Annotated in this window: 15 protein-coding genes; 6 read left to right on the top strand and 9 right to left on the bottom strand. The window is 69.2% G+C overall.

Annotation, left to right across the window (positions count from 1 at the left end):
* Window positions 1–52: 52 nt before the first annotated feature.
* Entirely contained in the window at window positions 53–895 is an 843-nt protein-coding gene (locus tag NON00_RS01380) for a DMT family transporter (RefSeq protein ID WP_256016793.1), read from the bottom strand.
* An 85-nt stretch (window positions 896–980) separates the two neighbouring features.
* Window positions 981–1,475, bottom strand: a complete 495-nt coding sequence (locus NON00_RS01385; protein ID WP_256016796.1) for an Lrp/AsnC family transcriptional regulator — start codon at window positions 1,473–1,475, stop codon at window positions 981–983.
* Between the two features lie 146 nt (window positions 1,476–1,621).
* Between NON00_RS01385 and NON00_RS01390 the strand changes: the two genes are divergently transcribed.
* Complete coding sequence (locus NON00_RS01390; protein WP_256016798.1) at window positions 1,622–2,635, top strand: 1-aminocyclopropane-1-carboxylate deaminase; 1,014 nt, start codon at window positions 1,622–1,624, stop codon at window positions 2,633–2,635.
* Between the two features lie 115 nt (window positions 2,636–2,750).
* Window positions 2,751–3,230: a hypothetical protein gene (locus NON00_RS01395; protein ID WP_256016801.1), complete on the top strand. Its 480-nt coding sequence runs from the start codon at window positions 2,751–2,753 to the stop codon at window positions 3,228–3,230.
* 40 nt (window positions 3,231–3,270) lie between these two features.
* Here NON00_RS01395 and NON00_RS01400 read toward each other — a convergent pair whose 3' ends face one another.
* Window positions 3,271–4,887 (bottom strand): peptide chain release factor 3, encoded by a 1,617-nt coding sequence (locus NON00_RS01400; RefSeq protein WP_256016803.1) that lies wholly within the window; start codon window positions 4,885–4,887, stop codon window positions 3,271–3,273.
* Window positions 4,888–5,127: 240 nt separating this feature from the next.
* Window positions 5,128–5,706, bottom strand: coding sequence for a deaminase (locus NON00_RS01405; RefSeq protein ID WP_256016806.1), 579 nt, complete (start codon window positions 5,704–5,706; stop codon window positions 5,128–5,130).
* Between the two features lie 212 nt (window positions 5,707–5,918).
* Between NON00_RS01405 and NON00_RS01410 the strand changes: the two genes are divergently transcribed.
* Entirely contained in the window at window positions 5,919–7,535 is a 1,617-nt protein-coding gene (locus NON00_RS01410) for an ABC transporter substrate-binding protein (protein ID WP_256016809.1), read from the top strand.
* A 163-nt stretch (window positions 7,536–7,698) separates the two neighbouring features.
* On the opposite strand, the gene NON00_RS01415 is transcribed toward NON00_RS01410, so the two are convergent.
* The 5 genes from NON00_RS01415 to NON00_RS01435 all read right to left on the bottom strand — a co-directional run bounded on the left by NON00_RS01415 (window position 7,699) and on the right by NON00_RS01435 (window position 12,226).
* Window positions 7,699–8,481, bottom strand: coding sequence for an amino acid ABC transporter ATP-binding protein (locus NON00_RS01415; protein ID WP_256016812.1), 783 nt, complete (start codon window positions 8,479–8,481; stop codon window positions 7,699–7,701).
* Window positions 8,482–8,492: 11 nt separating this feature from the next.
* On the bottom strand, window positions 8,493–9,164 hold the full coding sequence (locus tag NON00_RS01420; RefSeq protein WP_256016815.1) for an amino acid ABC transporter permease: 672 nt from the start codon (window positions 9,162–9,164) through the stop codon (window positions 8,493–8,495).
* A 14-nt stretch (window positions 9,165–9,178) separates the two neighbouring features.
* On the bottom strand, window positions 9,179–9,844 hold the full coding sequence (locus NON00_RS01425; protein ID WP_370688649.1) for an amino acid ABC transporter permease: 666 nt from the start codon (window positions 9,842–9,844) through the stop codon (window positions 9,179–9,181).
* A gap of 95 nt (window positions 9,845–9,939) precedes the next feature.
* On the bottom strand, window positions 9,940–10,839 hold the full coding sequence (locus NON00_RS01430; protein WP_256016820.1) for a transporter substrate-binding domain-containing protein: 900 nt from the start codon (window positions 10,837–10,839) through the stop codon (window positions 9,940–9,942).
* Between the two features lie 76 nt (window positions 10,840–10,915).
* Window positions 10,916–12,226, bottom strand: coding sequence for a D-amino acid dehydrogenase (locus NON00_RS01435; RefSeq protein ID WP_370688650.1), 1,311 nt, complete (start codon window positions 12,224–12,226; stop codon window positions 10,916–10,918).
* A gap of 259 nt (window positions 12,227–12,485) precedes the next feature.
* Here NON00_RS01435 and NON00_RS01440 point away from each other — a divergent pair, with 259 nt between their 5' ends.
* From NON00_RS01440 to NON00_RS01450, 3 genes are all read left to right on the top strand, one after another.
* Complete coding sequence (locus tag NON00_RS01440; protein ID WP_256016826.1) at window positions 12,486–13,607, top strand: FAD-binding oxidoreductase; 1,122 nt, start codon at window positions 12,486–12,488, stop codon at window positions 13,605–13,607.
* Window positions 13,588–13,881 carry a (2Fe-2S)-binding protein gene (locus tag NON00_RS01445; RefSeq protein WP_256016829.1) on the top strand — a complete coding sequence of 98 codons (294 nt, stop codon included), beginning with the start codon at window positions 13,588–13,590 and terminating at the stop codon, window positions 13,879–13,881. Before NON00_RS01440 ends, NON00_RS01445 begins: the two co-directional genes overlap by 20 nt.
* 103 nt (window positions 13,882–13,984) lie before the next feature.
* Window positions 13,985–14,984 (top strand): NAD(P)/FAD-dependent oxidoreductase (locus tag NON00_RS01450; RefSeq protein ID WP_256016831.1); only part of this gene is annotated, 1,000 nt, incomplete at its 3' end.

Genomic DNA, 14,984 nt, shown 5'->3' on the forward strand with positions numbered 1-14,984 from the left:
CCGGCCTATATCGTGCCGCGGCACGATCCCGCCACCTTACCGGCCGCCGGGCTTACCGGCCGCCTTGGCGGGTGATGTAGATGGCGCTGCCGACGATGAGCGCGGCCCCGCCGGCCAGCCAGAGGTCCACCGCCTCATGGAAGAGCAGCGCCCCGGCCAGCGCGGCGAAGACCAGCCGCACATAGGAGATGGGCGAGAGCGCCGAGGCATCGGCCAGGCGCAGCGCGTTGATCCAGAGATGCATCCCCGCCGGCCCCAGGATGGAGGAGCCGGCCAGCAGCGCGGCATTGGTCCAGCCCGGCCAGGCCAGCCCCGGCAGCGCCAGCGGCAGGCTGCCCAGCGTGGTGAAGAGGCCGATATAGAGCATGATGGTCTCGGTCCGCTCGGTGCGGGCCAGGGCCTTGGTGGTCAGCACGATGCCGGCGCCGAAGAAGGCGGAGCCGAGCGAGGCCAGCAGGGGCCAGTCGAGCGGCAGCACCCCGGGCCGCACCACCAGCAGCACGCCGAGGAACCCCACCAGCGTCGCCGCCCAGCGCCGCCAGCCCACGCGCTCCCCCAGCACCGGCCCGGCCAGGGCGGTGACGAAGAGGACGGAGGTGAAGGACAGCGTTGTGGCCGTGGCCAGCGGCAGGTGCAGGAAGCCCGCGTAATAGAGGCCCCAGCAGGCGAGCGAGAACACCCCGCGCAGGGCCTGCATCAGCGGCTGGCGGGTGCGCAGGATGCCAAGGCCCTCGCGCGGGACCAGGGGGAGCACCCAGGCGATCTGCCCCAGCGCGCGGGCCAGCAGGATGGTGTTGCTGGGCACGTCCTGCATCGCCTTCACCATCACCGTTTCCAGGTTGAAGAGGAAAGCGGCGGCGAGCGTCAGCAGGGCGGCGCGGGCGAGAGGGCTCATGCGCGGGGGAGAATGACGCAGGAAGAGAGAAAGACAACAGCACAAAGAAAAGTTCTTTTTTGAAAAAAAGAACCAAAAAACTTTTTCAGATGGGGAGGAGGCCGTCGGTCTTCACTTCGTTCATCACGAAGAAGGTGCGCACCTGCCGCACCCCGGGCATGGCGATCAGCCGCTCACTGTGCAGGCGGTTGAAGGCGGGCAGATCCTTCACGCGGATCTTCATGAAGTAATCCACCTCGCCAGCCACCAGGACACATTCCAGCACCTGGCTCATGCCACGGGCCGAGTCCTCGAAGGCGGCGAAGACCTCGGGGGTGGAGCGGTCCAGCACCACGCCCACCAGCACCAGCGTGCCGCGCTGCACCGCCTGCGGGTTGATCTGCGCCCGCACGCCCTGGATCACCCCTGTCTCGAACAGCCGCTTCGTGTGGTTCCAGCACGCCGCCGGGCTCAGCCCCACCTCCCGCGCCAGCTCCGCATTGCTCATCCGCCCGTCCTTCTGGAGCAGGCGCAGGATGCGCTTGTCGAGCGCGCTCAGCTCCTGCGGCTCAGCGTCGGAAGGGTGAAGATTCTTTGCCATGAGCGCCGTTTTCGTGAAGGGAAAGGTTTGGTTTCACGGGAAACACGGAAGAAGAATGTCAAAAATTCCTTAACAAAAAAAGCACCTCCGAGCGGGCCTGGCCTAGGATTTCCGCATCGCACAACGACCATCCGGGGTGGCTCACCATGGCGCTCAATCTCGAAGCGAAGTTCCCGCGCAAGCAGCTGGCCTTCTGGCCCTCGCCCATCCACAAGCTGGAGCGCCTCTCCCAGGAACTCGGCGTCGAGGTCTGGGCCAAGCGGGATGACATTTCCTCCGGCCTCGCCTTCGGCGGCAACAAGGTGCGCAAGCTGGAATGGCTGGCCGCCGATGCCCTGGCCCAGGGCTGCGACACGCTGGTCTCCATCGGCAACATCCAGTCCAACCACACCCGGCAGGTGGCGGCCGTGGCCGCCGTGCTCGGCATGAAGTGCCGCCTCGTGCAGGAGGAATGGACCAAGTGGGAAGACCCGGCCTACGACAAGGTCGGCAATATCCTGCTCTCCCGCCTGATGGGCGCCTCCACCGTGCTGGAGGGCGAGGGCTACTCGACCGAGGTGAAGGAAACCTGGCAGCGCGCCCTCGACGAGGTGCGGCGCGAGGGCGGCAAGCCCTACGCCATTCCCGCCGGCGCCTCGGACCACCCGCTCGGCGGCCTGGGCTACGCCCATTTCGCCGATGAGGTGGCCGCGCAGGAAGAGCAGATGGGCGTCTTCTTCGACACGGTGATCACCGCCACCTGCACCGGCTCCACCCAGGCCGGCATGGTGGTGGGCTTCGGCGCCCAGGACCGCAAGCGCAGGCTGATCGGCATCGACACCGCCTGCAACGAGGCGATGACGCGCGCCGCCGTCACCAAGATCGCCCGCGCCACGGCGGAGCTGATCGGCCTCAACCGCGAGATCCGCGATGAGGAAATCATCATCGACCCGCGCTTCGCCGGCCCCGACTACGGCCTGCCCGATGAGGAGACCATCGCCGGCATCCGCGCCGCCGCCAGCCTGGAGGCGATGCTCACCGACCCGGTCTATGAGGGCAAGTCGATCGCCGGGCTGATCGCCATGGCGAAGAAGGGCGAGTTCCCGAAGGGCTCGAAGATCCTCTACGTCCACCTCGGCGGCGCCCCGGCGCTGAACGCCTACCACAACGCCTTCCACTGAGGGCCTGACCTCCCCCTCCCCCGCATGGGGAGGGGGCGCCTGCCGCCCGCGGCAGCACCAACAACAAGGACGCCACCACGACGGCCCATCGCCTCTCTCACCCCGGAGCGCGCCCATGGGTTGGACGGATCATGCGACGGGGGCCGGCCTCGACGAACTGAAGCCGGCCTCGGCCTGGAGTTCTGTATGCCTGGTGGTGGAGGAGGCAGGGCTGGCGCCCGGCCTCCTCGCGCTGTTGCGCGCCCGCGTGGCGGAGGATGCCGCGCTCTGCCTGCTGGGGCTGCGCGATGCCGCGGCGCTGCGGGCGGGGTGGAGCACCCTCGCCGCCCGGCGCCTCGCCCGGCCCTGCAAGGCCCGGCATGTGGTGGAGGAGGCGCTCTCCCGCCTGCCCGCCCGCTGCTCCCTGCTGCTGCTGACGCCCGAGGCGGTGGAGCCGCCCCTCTGGCTCGGCGCCGTGCTCGGCCATCGCGCCCAGCCCGTGCCCCTGCCGGAGGATCTGCCCGGCGCCAGCGCGCGGCTGGAGCAGGGCATCGTCCACGGCATGCGCGAGGCGCTTCTGCGGGACCCCGCTTTCGCGGAGTGGGTGTCTTCCTGAAGAAATGTTCTTTTTTGAAAAAAAGAACCAAAAACTTTCTTCAGTTGGTGCCGGATTCCACGCCGTGCTGCTCACGCAGAGAGAGGAACTTCAGCTGCGGCCACTCCTCCTCGGCGCGGCGGCGGCCCCAGTCGGAGGTGAAGAAGGCCACCGGCTCATTGTCGTGGTCCTCGGCCATCTGGCTCGGGGCGGTGCGCAGGAAGCGCTCCAGCACCGTGCGGTCCTCGGCCGAGACCCAGCGCATGGTGGACCACGACGTGGCGTCGAAGCCCACCTGCACGCCATATTCGGCCTGGATGCGGCTGGCCAGAACGTCGAGCTGGAGCTGGCCCACCACGCCCACCACCGGCTGGCTGCCATCCATCGGGCGGAAGACCTGCACCACGCCCTCATCGGCCAGCTGGTCCAGCGCCTTGCGCAGCTTCTTGGCCAGCATCGGGTCGTCCAGCCGGATGCGGCGCAGGATCTCGGGCGCGAAGCTCGGCACGCCGCGGAAATTCAGCTCCTCGCCATCCGTCAGCGTATCGCCGATGCGCAGCACGCCGTGATTGGCGATGCCCACCACATCGCCCGGCCACGCCTCCTCCGCCACCTGCCGCTCCTTGGCGAAGAAGAAGAGCGGGGCGTTGACGGGAATGCTCTTGCCGGTGCGCACCTGCTTCAGCCGCGCCCCCTTGCGCAGCCGGCCGGAGCAGATGCGCAGGAAGGCCACGCGGTCGCGGTGGTTGAGGTCCGTGTTCGCCTGGATCTTGAAGACGAAGCCGGTGAGCTTCTCCTCCTCCGGCTCCACCGTGCGGACATCGGCCTTGCGGGCGGAGGGCGGCGGGGCGAACTGCGCCAGCCCGTCCAGCAGGTGCTTCACCCCGAAGCCGCGCAGCGCGCTGCCGAAATAGATCGGCGTCAGATGCCCCTCGCGGAAGGAGGCCAGGTCGAAATCCGGATAGACCGAGGCGAGTTCCATGCCCTCGCGCAGCACATCGCCCTGGCCATGCGGCAGCAGCGCGTCGATGCGCGCATCCTCCGGCCCTTCCAGCGCCACGGCGCGCTCGCCGCCCTCGGCGATCAGGCGCAGGCTGGTATCGTGCCGGTCATAGACCCCGGCGAAGGTGCCGCCCGAGCCGATCGGCCAGGTGGCCGGCGTCACGTCCAGCGCCAGGGTCTTCTCGATCTCGTCGAGCAGCTCCAGCGGCTCCCGCGCCTCGCGGTCCATCTTGTTGATGAAGGTGACGATGGGGATATCGCGCAGCCGGCAGACCTCGAAGAGCTTGCGGGTCTGGCTCTCAATGCCCTTGGCGGCGTCGATCACCATCACCGCAGCGTCCACGGCGGAGAGGGTGCGGTAGGTATCCTCCGAGAAATCCTCGTGGCCCGGGGTGTCGAGCAGGTTGAAGACCTGCCCGGCATATTCGAAGGTCATCACCGAGGTGGCGACGGAAATGCCGCGATCCTGCTCGATCTTCATCCAGTCCGAGCGGGTGCGGCGGCGCTCCCCCTTGGCGCGCACCGCGCCGGCGATCTGAATGGCGCCACCCAGCAGCAGAAGCTGCTCCGTCAGCGTCGTCTTGCCGGCGTCCGGATGGGCGATGATGGCGAAGGTGCGCCGCCGCCGGGCCTCGGCCGCCGGGCCGGTCTCCTGAGAAGAATCAAGGTTCTGCAAGGGCTTCACTCCGCACGCGCCATCCGGGAGGGGGGATATAGCGCCGATGCCACCCCGGGCGGTAGACCCGCGCGGAGCCAGGGAATTTTCAGAAAAAATGTTCTTTTTTGAAAAAAAGAACCAAAAAACTTTTATCAGTGCAGCATCCCGCCGTGCCGGGAGACGGCGGCAGCCTGAAAAAGTCTTTTTGCTTCTTTTTCTTCAGAAAAAGAAGATGATATTCCATTCAAGCAACCTAAACTATTCAAACAAACCAAAATCAAACACCCCCTGCCGCGCGGCATAGGGGTCCTCGGCGGCGCGGGCCTCGTCCCGGTTGAGGCCGATGGCGTCGAGCTGGGCGCTGGAGATGGGCACGAACTCCACCCCCGCCTCGCGCATCATCTCGATGGCGAGCAGCCCCACCTGGTCCCAGTAGGAGGAAGTGCCAGGCCGCGGCGCGGCGGCGATGACGCGGCGCACGCCGGACTGGATCAGCAGCGTCGCGCAGACATTGCAGACCGGCTTGCCCACCACATAGACATCACAGTCCCGCGCGTCCCGCCCGGCATGGAGCAGGGCATTCTGCTCGGCATGCAGGATCATCTGGAGCTTGCGCGCCTTGTTCTGGAGGCGTTCCGCGCTGTCCTCCACATTGGCGGGGAAGCCGTTGAAGCCGGTGGCGACGATGCGGGAAAAACGCTGCTGCACCAGCACGGCGCCGACCTTGGCGCGGGGGTCCTTCGACCATTGGGCGATATGGTGGGCCAGGCCGATATAGCGGCCATCCCAGCGCGCCTGCTTCTCCGGTCGGCCCTCGAAACTATTCGGGTTGGTCATCCATCCCCTGCGGTCTGCCCCTGCTATCTGCACGGCGCGGCGGCAGCGCGCCCAAGCGGAGTGCAGCAAGCTTCCCGCCAGGGGGCAAGGGGGAGTTCACGACCCGTTGACGAGGCCCGCCCCGCATGCGCCAATCCCCCGCCCCAAGCCACCGGCACAGGCGGCGGGCAGGAACCCGGCCTTCACACGACAGACTGTCTCGGAGAATGTTGATGCAGAGCCCCGTCACCCGCGCCGCGCTGAGCCGCCGCGCCCTGCTGGCCACGACGCTCTCGGCCGCCGCCCTGGCAGCCGGTGGCCCGGCGCGCGCCGCGGGCCCCGCCGCCCAGACGCTGAGCCTGGCCGTCGCGGCCCCGCCCACCTCGCTCGACCCGCATTACCACACGCTCTCCCCCAACAACATGGTGGCGGAGCACTTCTTCGATAAGCTCGTCCACCGCGACGCGCAGGCGAAGCTGGTGCCGGGCCTCGCCGAATCCTGGAAGATGCTGGATGACAGCACCTGGGAGTTCAAGCTGCGCCGTGGCGTGAAGTTCAGCAACGGCCAGGAGTTCACGGCCGAGGACGTGGTGTTCACGCTGAAGCGCGTGCCCAACGTCATCAACAGCCCGGGCTCCTTCTCGATCTATACCCGCGCCATCATCGCCAGCGAGATCGTCGATCCCCACACGATCCGCTTCAAGACCAATGGCGTCTATCCCCTGCTGCCGCAGGACCTGAACAACGTCTTCATCATCTGCAAGGCGGTGGGCGATAACGTCTCCACCGGCGACTTCAACAACGGCAAGGCGGTGATCGGCACCGGCGCCTACCGGCTGAAGAGCTTCTCCCCGGATGACCGCGTCGTGATGACGCGCAACGAGGAATACTGGGGCGAGAAGCCGGACTGGCAGGAAGTCGTCTACCGCTTCGTCACCAATGACGGCGTGCGCGTGGCCTCGCTGCTGTCGGGCGACGTGCAGATGATCGACGTCGTGCCGCCTTCCGACATTCCGCGCCTGCGCACCACCCAGGGCATCAGCTTCTCCGAGATCCCGAGCCTGCGCGCGATCTACCTGAAGCTGGACACGGCGCGCGACGGCAACTCGCCCTATATCAGCGGCCCGAATGGCGAGAAGCTGGACAAGAACCCGCTGAAGGACCTGCGCGTTCGCCAGGCGCTGTCCATCGGCATCAACCGCGCCGGCATCGTGGACCGCGTGATGCAGGGCGCCGGCCTGCCCACCGGCCAGATGATGCCGCCCGGCGCCAATGGCTATGTGGCCGACCTGCCGGCCCCGGCCTATGACCTGAACCGCGCCAAGGCCCTGCTGGCCGCGGCCGGCTATCCGAACGGCTTCAGCATCACGCTGACCGGCCCCAACAACCGCTACGTCAACGACGCGCAGATCATCCAGGCCATTGGCCAGATGTGGCAGCGCATCGGCGTCAAGACGACGGTCGAGGCCGTGCCCTTCTCCGTCCTGGCCCAGCGCCAGGCGAAGAACGAGATCGGCGCCATGCTGATCGGCTGGGCCACCTCGGGCGAGCCCTCCAGCGCGCTGCGCGGCAACCTGACCACCCGCATCCCGGAGAAGGGCTTCGGCACCGTCAACTTCAGCGGCTACACCAACAAGGATGTGGACGCGCTGGTGGAAGAGGGCCTGCGCACGGCGGATGACGCCAAGCGCGAGGAGATCTTCAAGAAGGCGATGCGCGTCGCCATGGACGATGTCGCCCTGATCACGCTGCACATGCAGAAGAACATCTGGGCGATGCGCGGCGGCCTGACCTACGAGGCCCGCGCGGACGAATACACCGTCGCCATGAACGTGAAGGCTCCGAAGTAATTTTTTTCGGGCTGCCGCCGTCCCGTGGCACAGCGGGGCGGCGCATCCGGGCGGGGCGCCGGTGGCCATGTGGTCGCTCTGCCCCCCTGAAGGCGGGTGCAGGGGACCCTGTCCCCTGCTGGGGGAGTTTGAGGGGGCGAAGCCCCCTCAAGCCAGCCACGCCTTATAAGGCGAAAAGGCCGTGAAAGCGGCCGAGGAAGCTGCGCAGCCGCTCGCTCTCCGGGTTGCCGAAGATCTCCGCCGGCGGCCCCGCCTGCGCCACCCGGCCCTGATCCATGAACACCACGTGGTGCGAGACATCGCGCACGAAGAGCATCTCATGGCTGACCAGCAGCATGGTCTGGCCGCTCTCGGCGAGCTGCTGCATCACCGCCAGCACCTCGGCCACCAGCTCGGGGTCGAGGGCGCTCGTCACCTCATCGAAGAGCAGCAGGCGCGGCTGCATGGCCACGGCGCGGGCGATGGCCACGCGCTGCTGCTGCCCGCCGGACAGCTGATAGGGGTAGTGGCCGCGCCGCGCCTCCAGCCCGACGCGCGCCAGCCAGTGGCCGGCGATCTCGCGCGCCTCGGCCTTGGGCTTGCCCAGCACCCTGGTCAGGCCCAGCATGACATTCTCCTCCGCCGTCAGATGCGGGAAGAGATTGAACTGCTGGAACACCATGCCGATGCGCGCGCGCTGGGCGGAGATGGCGGCCTCGCTCAGCCGCTTCCGCCGCCCGCCCTCCATGCGGTAGCCGACCGGCTCGCCATCCAGCAGGATCTCGCCCGCGTCATGCTCCTCCAGCAGGTTGACGCAGCGCAGGAAGGTGGTCTTGCCGGAGCCGGAGGCGCCGATCAGGGAGACCACCTGCCCCTGCGCCACATCGAGGTCGATGCCTTTCAGCACCTCGGTCTCGCCGAAGCTCTTATGGACCTTGCGGGCCTGCAGCAGCACATTCCCGGCCATGCGGCCCTCCCTCAATAGCGCAGATAGGAGAAGCGCCGCTCCAGCGCCGCGCCAAGCTGCGCGATGGCGGCGTTGATCACCAGGTAGAAGGCCCCGGCGGTCAGGTAGAAATCGATGATGAGGTAGTTGCGCGCCATCACCTGCTGGCTGGCGAGCAGCAGCTCGACCACGCCGATGACGGAGAGCAGGGTGGTGCCCTTCACCACCTCCAGCCCGGTATTGACCCAGGGCGGCAGCATGCGGCGCAGCGCCTGGGGCAGGATGACGTCGCGCAGGCGCTGCGGGAAGCGCAGGCCGATGGCCTTGGCCGCCTCCATCTGCCCGGCGGGCACGGATTCCACCGCGCCGCGCAGCGTCTCCGCCACATGCGCCGTGGCGAAGGCGGAGAGCGCGATCACCCCCGCCCAGAAGGCCGGCACGTTGATGCCGAAGAGCGCCAGCCCGTAATAGGTGAAGAGGATGAGCACCAGCACGGGAATGCCGCGCAGCACATCGACATAGAGCCTGGCCAGGGCGCGGGCGATGGGCCCGCCATAGGCCAGCACGAGGCCGAGCAGCGTGCCGCAGAGGGTGGAGGCGAGGATGGTGAGGGCGGAGCTGCTCACCGTCGCCACGATGCCTGCCCAGAGCGAGAAGCGCGCCTGCCAGAGTTCAAAGAGGAAATCGCCGGGTTGCAGATCCATGGCGGCCGGGCCTCTCAGCGGATGCTGGCGTAGCGGCGCTCGACCCGGCGCAGCAGCGCGGCGAGCAGCCAGGCCGTGGCGAGGTAGAGGGCGCTGGCCGTCAGCCAGACTTCCATGACGCGGAAGGTGTTGGCGTTGATCTGCCGCGCGGTGAAGGTCAGCTCGGGGATGGCGATGGCCGCCGCCAGCGAGGTGTCCTTGAACAGCGAGATGAGGTTGTTGCTGATGCTGGGCAGGGTGATGCGGATCATCACCGGCAGCACCACCCAGCGCTGGCGCTGCCAGGGCCGCAGGCCGATGGCCTTGGCCGCCTCCACATATTGTTTCGGGATGGAGGCGAGGCCGGCGCGGAACACCTCGCACATATAGGCCCCGGCATAGAGGGAGAGGGTCAGCACAAAACTCTGGAACTTGTCCATGCCGTAGAGGCCGAGTTCCGGCAGCCCGAAATAGATGAAGAAGATCAGCAGCAGCAGCGGCGTGCAGCGGATGAGTTCGACATAGCCCCGCACCGGCCATGCCAGCCAGGGTTTGCCCGAGAGCCGCGCATAGGCGCAGGCCAGCCCCAGCGCGCAGCCGATGGCCAGCGACAGCACCGCCAGCCCCAGCCCCAGCCCGAGGGCCTCGGCGAAGCGGCCGCTGTTGCGGCTGATGACGCTCCAGTCGAAATGATAATCGATCATGCCCAGCCCTGGCGCGCGGATGCGGGGGTCCGGGGGAACTCAGTTCCCCCGGCGGGAGGGTCCAGGGAGGGCGGCGCCCTCCCTGGCCGCGCTCAGGCGAATTCGCTGGGGAAGCCCACCTTGGGCGTCGGCAGCTCGATGCCGAACCACTTCTTGTAGGAGGCGGCGAAGTAATCGAAATCCACCCCCATCATGGCTTCCTTGTAGACGGTGTTGACCCAGTTCAGCCAGGTCGGGTCCCCGGGCTTGACGGCGGAGGCGTAGGAATTGGGCATCCAGCCATAGCCGGCATCGATGAAGCGCCCGGGCGCCTGCTGCATCAGCCAGCGGGCGGCGGACTGGTCGGCCAGGTAGGCATCGACACGGCGGGCATTGAGCGCCTGGAGCGTGGCATCCGGGCTTTCGAAGGCGTCCACCTTGGCCTGCGGCAGGGCCTTGTGGATCCACTCCTCCAGGAAGACGTTCTGCATGCCGCCGACCGTCACGGCATTGCCGGCGGCCTTCATCTCGTCGAAGTTCCTGTACTTGCCACCGCGCGCCAGCAGCAGCAGCGAGACGCCCTCGCGGTAATAGGGAATGGTGAATTCCACCTGCTGCGCCCGCCCGGCGGTGACGGTCATCCACTGCACCACGATGTCCACCTTGTCGGTGATCAGCGAGGGGATGCGGGCGTCGGAGCCCTGCAGCACGAACTCGACCTTGTTCGGATCGTCGAAGAGGTTCTTGGCCAGCAGCCGGGCCAGGTCGATATCCATGCCCTGGAGCTTGCCGTCCGGCCCCTCGAAATGCCAGGGCGGGTTGGTGCTGCCGGTGCCGACGATCAGCCGGCCGCGTTCCTTGATGGTATAGAGGCGGCTTTTGCCGACGGCCTGGGCAAGGGCCGCCCGCGGCGCGAGCAGCGCCGCCGCGCCGCCGAGGGCCGCCCCCGCCGCGCCGATGCCAAACAGGCCACGGCGCTCCAGGCTGGGCTTGGTGTCATCCTGCTCACTCATATGCGGTCCCCTTCTGTCTCCCGGCATGCCTTGGCGGCATGTCTTGCGGGAAGGTCAGCAAGAAACCGGCCAGTTGTCACGCCAGCGGAGCCATCTCGTTCGCGCGATCCCCGAGCAGGCCGGCGAGGCGGCGGCCGGAGCCGGCGGCCATGGTCCAGCCGGTATGGCCATGCCCGGTGTTGAGGTAGAGGCCGGGGATGCGGGTGGGGCCGATCCAGGGCCGGCCATTCGGCACCATCGGCCGCAGCCCGGCCCAGCGCACCGCGCCCGGCGCCGAGTCGGCCAGCGCCAGCTGCGGGAACAGCTCGCCCACATTGCGCATCAGCGCGGCGATGCGGCGCGGCGAGGGGGTGGTGTCGTAATCCGCCACCTCGGCCGAGCCGACGATGCGGTAGCGGTCGCCGAGCGGGGTCAGGGCGAATTTGCGGCTGTCGTCGAGGATGGCCATGCGCGGCCCTTCCGGCCAGACGCTGCGCGGCGTGGTGACGGAAAGCCCCTTCACCGGATAGACCGGCACCTGGATGCCGAGCGGCGCCAGCACCGACGGCGAGTGGCTGCCGAGGGCCACCACCACGGCATCGCTCTCGATCTCGCCCAGGCTGGTGGAAACGGCAGCGACGCGCCCGCCCTGGGTGATGATGCCGCGCACGCGGGTGCCGTAGTGGAAGGTGGCGCCACGCGCCGCGCACCAGGCGGCCAGGCCCTGGCTGAACTTGTTGCAGTCCCCCACCTCGTCCTGCGGGAAGTAGAGGCCACCGGCGATGCGGTGGGAGACGGGGCCGAGGGCGGGCTCGCGCGCCACGCAGGCCTCGCGGTCCAGCCGTTCCGTCACCAGCCCGTGCGGGGCGAGGGCGAGATGCGCGGCCTGGGCGGCGTCCAGCGTCTCGTCATCGGCGAAGGTCTTGAGCACGCATTGCGTGGCGCAATCATACTCCACCCCCGTCTCGGCGCGGATCTCGGCCATGCTGCGGGCGGAGAGCAGGGCCAGCTCCAGGTTGGAAAGCGCCCCGGCCTGATGCGCCGCCGGGCGGGAGGCGAGCAGGAAATCCAGGCCCCAGCGCCACATGCGCGGCAGGGCGGAGAGGCGCAGCAGCATCGGCGCATCCTCCTGCCCCAGCCATTTCAGCACCTTCAGCGGCACGCCCGGCGCCGCCCAGGGCTGCACGGAGCTGACATGGATGATGGCGCCATTGCCCCAGCTGGTTTCCAGCCCGGCCCCCTCGCGCTGCTCCACCACCGTCACCTGATGGCCGGCCTTCTGCAGCCAGTAGGCGCTCGCCACGCCGATCACGCCGGCGCCCAGGATGGTGATGCGCATCGTTGCCCTGCCTCTCCGAAAGTCGCGGCAAGATTTCAGAGCAATAGCCATGCCGCAAGTTGCTTTCAGGGCCGCCTGCGGCCTTGAGGGGGCTTTGCCCCCTCAAACTCCCCCAGCAGGGGACAGGGTCCCCTGCACCCGCCTTCCGTTGGGTTTCCAAAGGCCTCAGGCCTTTGGTGGGGAGAGTTTGAGAGGGGCAAAGCCCCTCTCAAGACAACCAGCCTGATGCGGCGGCAGGATTTTTGCCCGGCGGCGGGGCGTTGCCTGCCGGGGCCAAGGGTTCTACGCAGGACAGAGCAGCCCGCCCGCTGACGGAGACCCCCCGCGCATGAGAACCGAGAGCTTCGACGCCGTGGTGGTGGGGGGCGGCCTGGTGGGCGCCGCCATCGCCTATGGCCTGCAACGCCAGGGCCTCGCCACCCTGCTGCTGGATGAGGGCGATATCGCCTTCCGCGCCAGCCGGGGCAATTTCGGGCTGGTCTGGGTGCAGTCCAAGGGCCTCGGCGCGCCGCATTACCAGCGCTGGACGCGCGGCTCGGCCGAGGAATGGCCCGCTTTGGCGGCCGATCTCGCGGCGCGCACCGGCCTCGGCACCGGGCTGCACCAGCCGGGCGGCGTGCATCTCTGCCTCTCGGAGGAGGAATTCGAGAAGCGCGGCGCCCAGATGGCCCGCCTCCAGCGCGAGGCCGGCAATCTCGGCATGGAATACCGCATGATCCGCGGCGCCGAGGCGCGCGACATGCTGCCCGGCCTCGGCCCCAAGGTGGTGGGGGTGAGCTGGACGCCCTATGACGGCCATGCCAGCCCGCTCTTCCTGCTGCGCGCGCTGCACACCGGCTTCACCGGGCTGGGCGGGCGCTACCAGCCCAATGCGCGGGTGGAGCGCAGCAGCGCGGCGCCGCATGATTTCAGCGTGGAGGCCGGCGGCACCACCTACCGCGCGCCGCGCCTCGTGCTCGCCGCCGGCCTCGGCAATGCGGAACTCGCCCCGCGCTTCGGCCTCTCCGCCCCCGTCCGGCCCGAGCGCGGGCAGATCCTGGTGACGGAGCGTGCGCGGCAGGTGCTGCCCATGCCCTGCACCACCATCCGCCAGACGGAGGAAGGCGCCCTGCTGCTCGGCGACAGCAAGGAGGATGCGGGGTTCGACCTGGGCCAGAAGCCCGAGATCATGCGCGCCATCGCGCAGCGCGCCGTGCTCTCCTTCCCCTGGATCGCCGAGCTGAATCTGGTGCGCGCCTGGTCCGCCCTGCGCGTCATGGCGCCGGACGGGCTGCCGATCTACGACCAGTCCGAGCGCTTCCCCGGTGCCTTCACCGCCAACTGCCATTCCGGCGTGACGCTGGCCGGCACCCATGCCAACCGCCTGGCGCCGATGATCGCCGCCGGCGCCCTGGATCCTGAGATGACCCCTTTCTCTGCGAGGCGCTTCGATGTTCGCAACGCGGCCTGACACCCGCCCGGCGACGGTGGAGGTGCTGGTGGATGGCACCCCGGTGCGCGTGCCGGAGGGCGCCTCCGCCGCCGCCGCCGTGCTGGCGGCGGGCCTGCCCGCCCTGCGCGAGACCCCCGTCACCGGCGCGCCGCGCCTGCCCTATTGCATGATGGGCGTCTGCTTCGACTGCCTCGCCGAGATCGACGGCACCCCGAACCGCCAGAGCTGCCTGGTGACGGTCTCCCCCGGCATGCGCATCGCCCCCCAGCGCGGCGCCCGCGCCCCCCTGTGACCAGCCCCCTGACAGAAAAAAAGATTGGGGGGCGCGGGGGGAAATTCCTTTCCCCCCGCCCTTTCCTTTTTCCTTTTCCCTTCCCCCGCACAGGACGCACCCGATGATGTTTGATCTGGCGATCCTCGGCGCTGGCCCGGCGGGCCTGAGCGCGGCGCTGGAGGCCGCGGGCCTCGGCCTCTCGGTGGTGGTCCTGGACGAGCAGCCCGCCCCTGGCGGCCAGATCTTCCGCAATGTGGAGCGCGCGGCGGCGGACCCCGCCCTGCGCGGCGAATACGCCACGGCGGGCGCCCGCCTCGCGCGCCGCTTCCGCGCCATGCCCAACATCGCCTATCGCCCGGAGACGACGGTCTGGCACATCGATGCCGGGAGCGGCACCCTCTCCCTGCGCGGCCCGGATGGCCCGGGCGAGGTGCGGGCGGCGCGCATCCTGCTGGCCACCGGCGCGCAGGAACGCCCCGTGCCCCTCCCCGGCTGGACGCTGCCCGGGGTGATGACGGCGGGCGCGGCGCAGATCCTGCTGAAGCAGGGCGGGCTCGTGCCGCAGGGCCGGCTGGTGCTGGCCGGGCAGGGCCCGCTGCTGTGGCTGCTGGCGGCGCAGCTGGCGCGGGCCGGCGCCCCCCCGGCCCTGCTGCTGGAAACCACGCCGCCCGGCGCGCTGCGCCGCGCCCTGTCGCTGGAGGGGCTGTGGACCGGCCTGTGGGGCGGCCGCGCCCTGCTGCTGAAGGGCATGGCCCTGATCTGGGAAGCCCGGCGGGCGGGGATGCGCGTGGTCTCCGGCGTGCAGGGCCTGCGCGCCGATGGCGAAGGGCGCGTGCAGCGCCTCACCTGGGATGGCGGCGGCACAGCGTGCGACACCCTGCTGCTGCATGAGGGCGTCATCCCCTCCACCCATATCTCCCGCGCCATGGGGCTGGAGCACGCCTGGGACGCGGCGCAGCTCTGCTGGCGCCCGGTGGTGGATGAATGGGGCGCCAGCAGCGACCCGCGCATCGCCATCGCCGGCGATGGGGCGGGGATCGGCGGCTGGGCGGCGGCGGTGGAGGCCGGGGCGCTGGCGGCGCTGGATGCCGCCCACCGCGCCGGGCGGCTCGACGCCGCGG

Origin of the sequence: Roseomonas sp. GC11 (assembly GCF_024437745.1) — a bacterium.
Lineage (GTDB): Bacteria > Pseudomonadota > Alphaproteobacteria > Acetobacterales > Acetobacteraceae > Pseudoroseomonas.

Coding starts and splice junctions, on each gene's coding strand:
- NON00_RS01380 (WP_256016793.1), bottom strand. CDS start 895: ATGAGCCCTCTCGCCCGCGCCGCCCTGCTGACGCTCGCCGCCGCTTTC.
- NON00_RS01385 (WP_256016796.1), bottom strand. CDS start 1,475: ATGGCAAAGAATCTTCACCCTTCCGACGCTGAGCCGCAGGAGCTGAGC.
- NON00_RS01390 (WP_256016798.1), top strand. CDS start 1,622: ATGGCGCTCAATCTCGAAGCGAAGTTCCCGCGCAAGCAGCTGGCCTTC.
- NON00_RS01395 (WP_256016801.1), top strand. CDS start 2,751: ATGGGTTGGACGGATCATGCGACGGGGGCCGGCCTCGACGAACTGAAG.
- NON00_RS01405 (WP_256016806.1), bottom strand. CDS start 5,706: ATGACCAACCCGAATAGTTTCGAGGGCCGACCGGAGAAGCAGGCGCGC.
- NON00_RS01410 (WP_256016809.1), top strand. CDS start 5,919: ATGCAGAGCCCCGTCACCCGCGCCGCGCTGAGCCGCCGCGCCCTGCTG.
- NON00_RS01415 (WP_256016812.1), bottom strand. CDS start 8,481: ATGGCCGGGAATGTGCTGCTGCAGGCCCGCAAGGTCCATAAGAGCTTC.
- NON00_RS01420 (WP_256016815.1), bottom strand. CDS start 9,164: ATGGATCTGCAACCCGGCGATTTCCTCTTTGAACTCTGGCAGGCGCGC.
- NON00_RS01430 (WP_256016820.1), bottom strand. CDS start 10,839: ATGAGTGAGCAGGATGACACCAAGCCCAGCCTGGAGCGCCGTGGCCTG.
- NON00_RS01440 (WP_256016826.1), top strand. CDS start 12,486: ATGAGAACCGAGAGCTTCGACGCCGTGGTGGTGGGGGGCGGCCTGGTG.
- NON00_RS01445 (WP_256016829.1), top strand. CDS start 13,588: ATGTTCGCAACGCGGCCTGACACCCGCCCGGCGACGGTGGAGGTGCTG.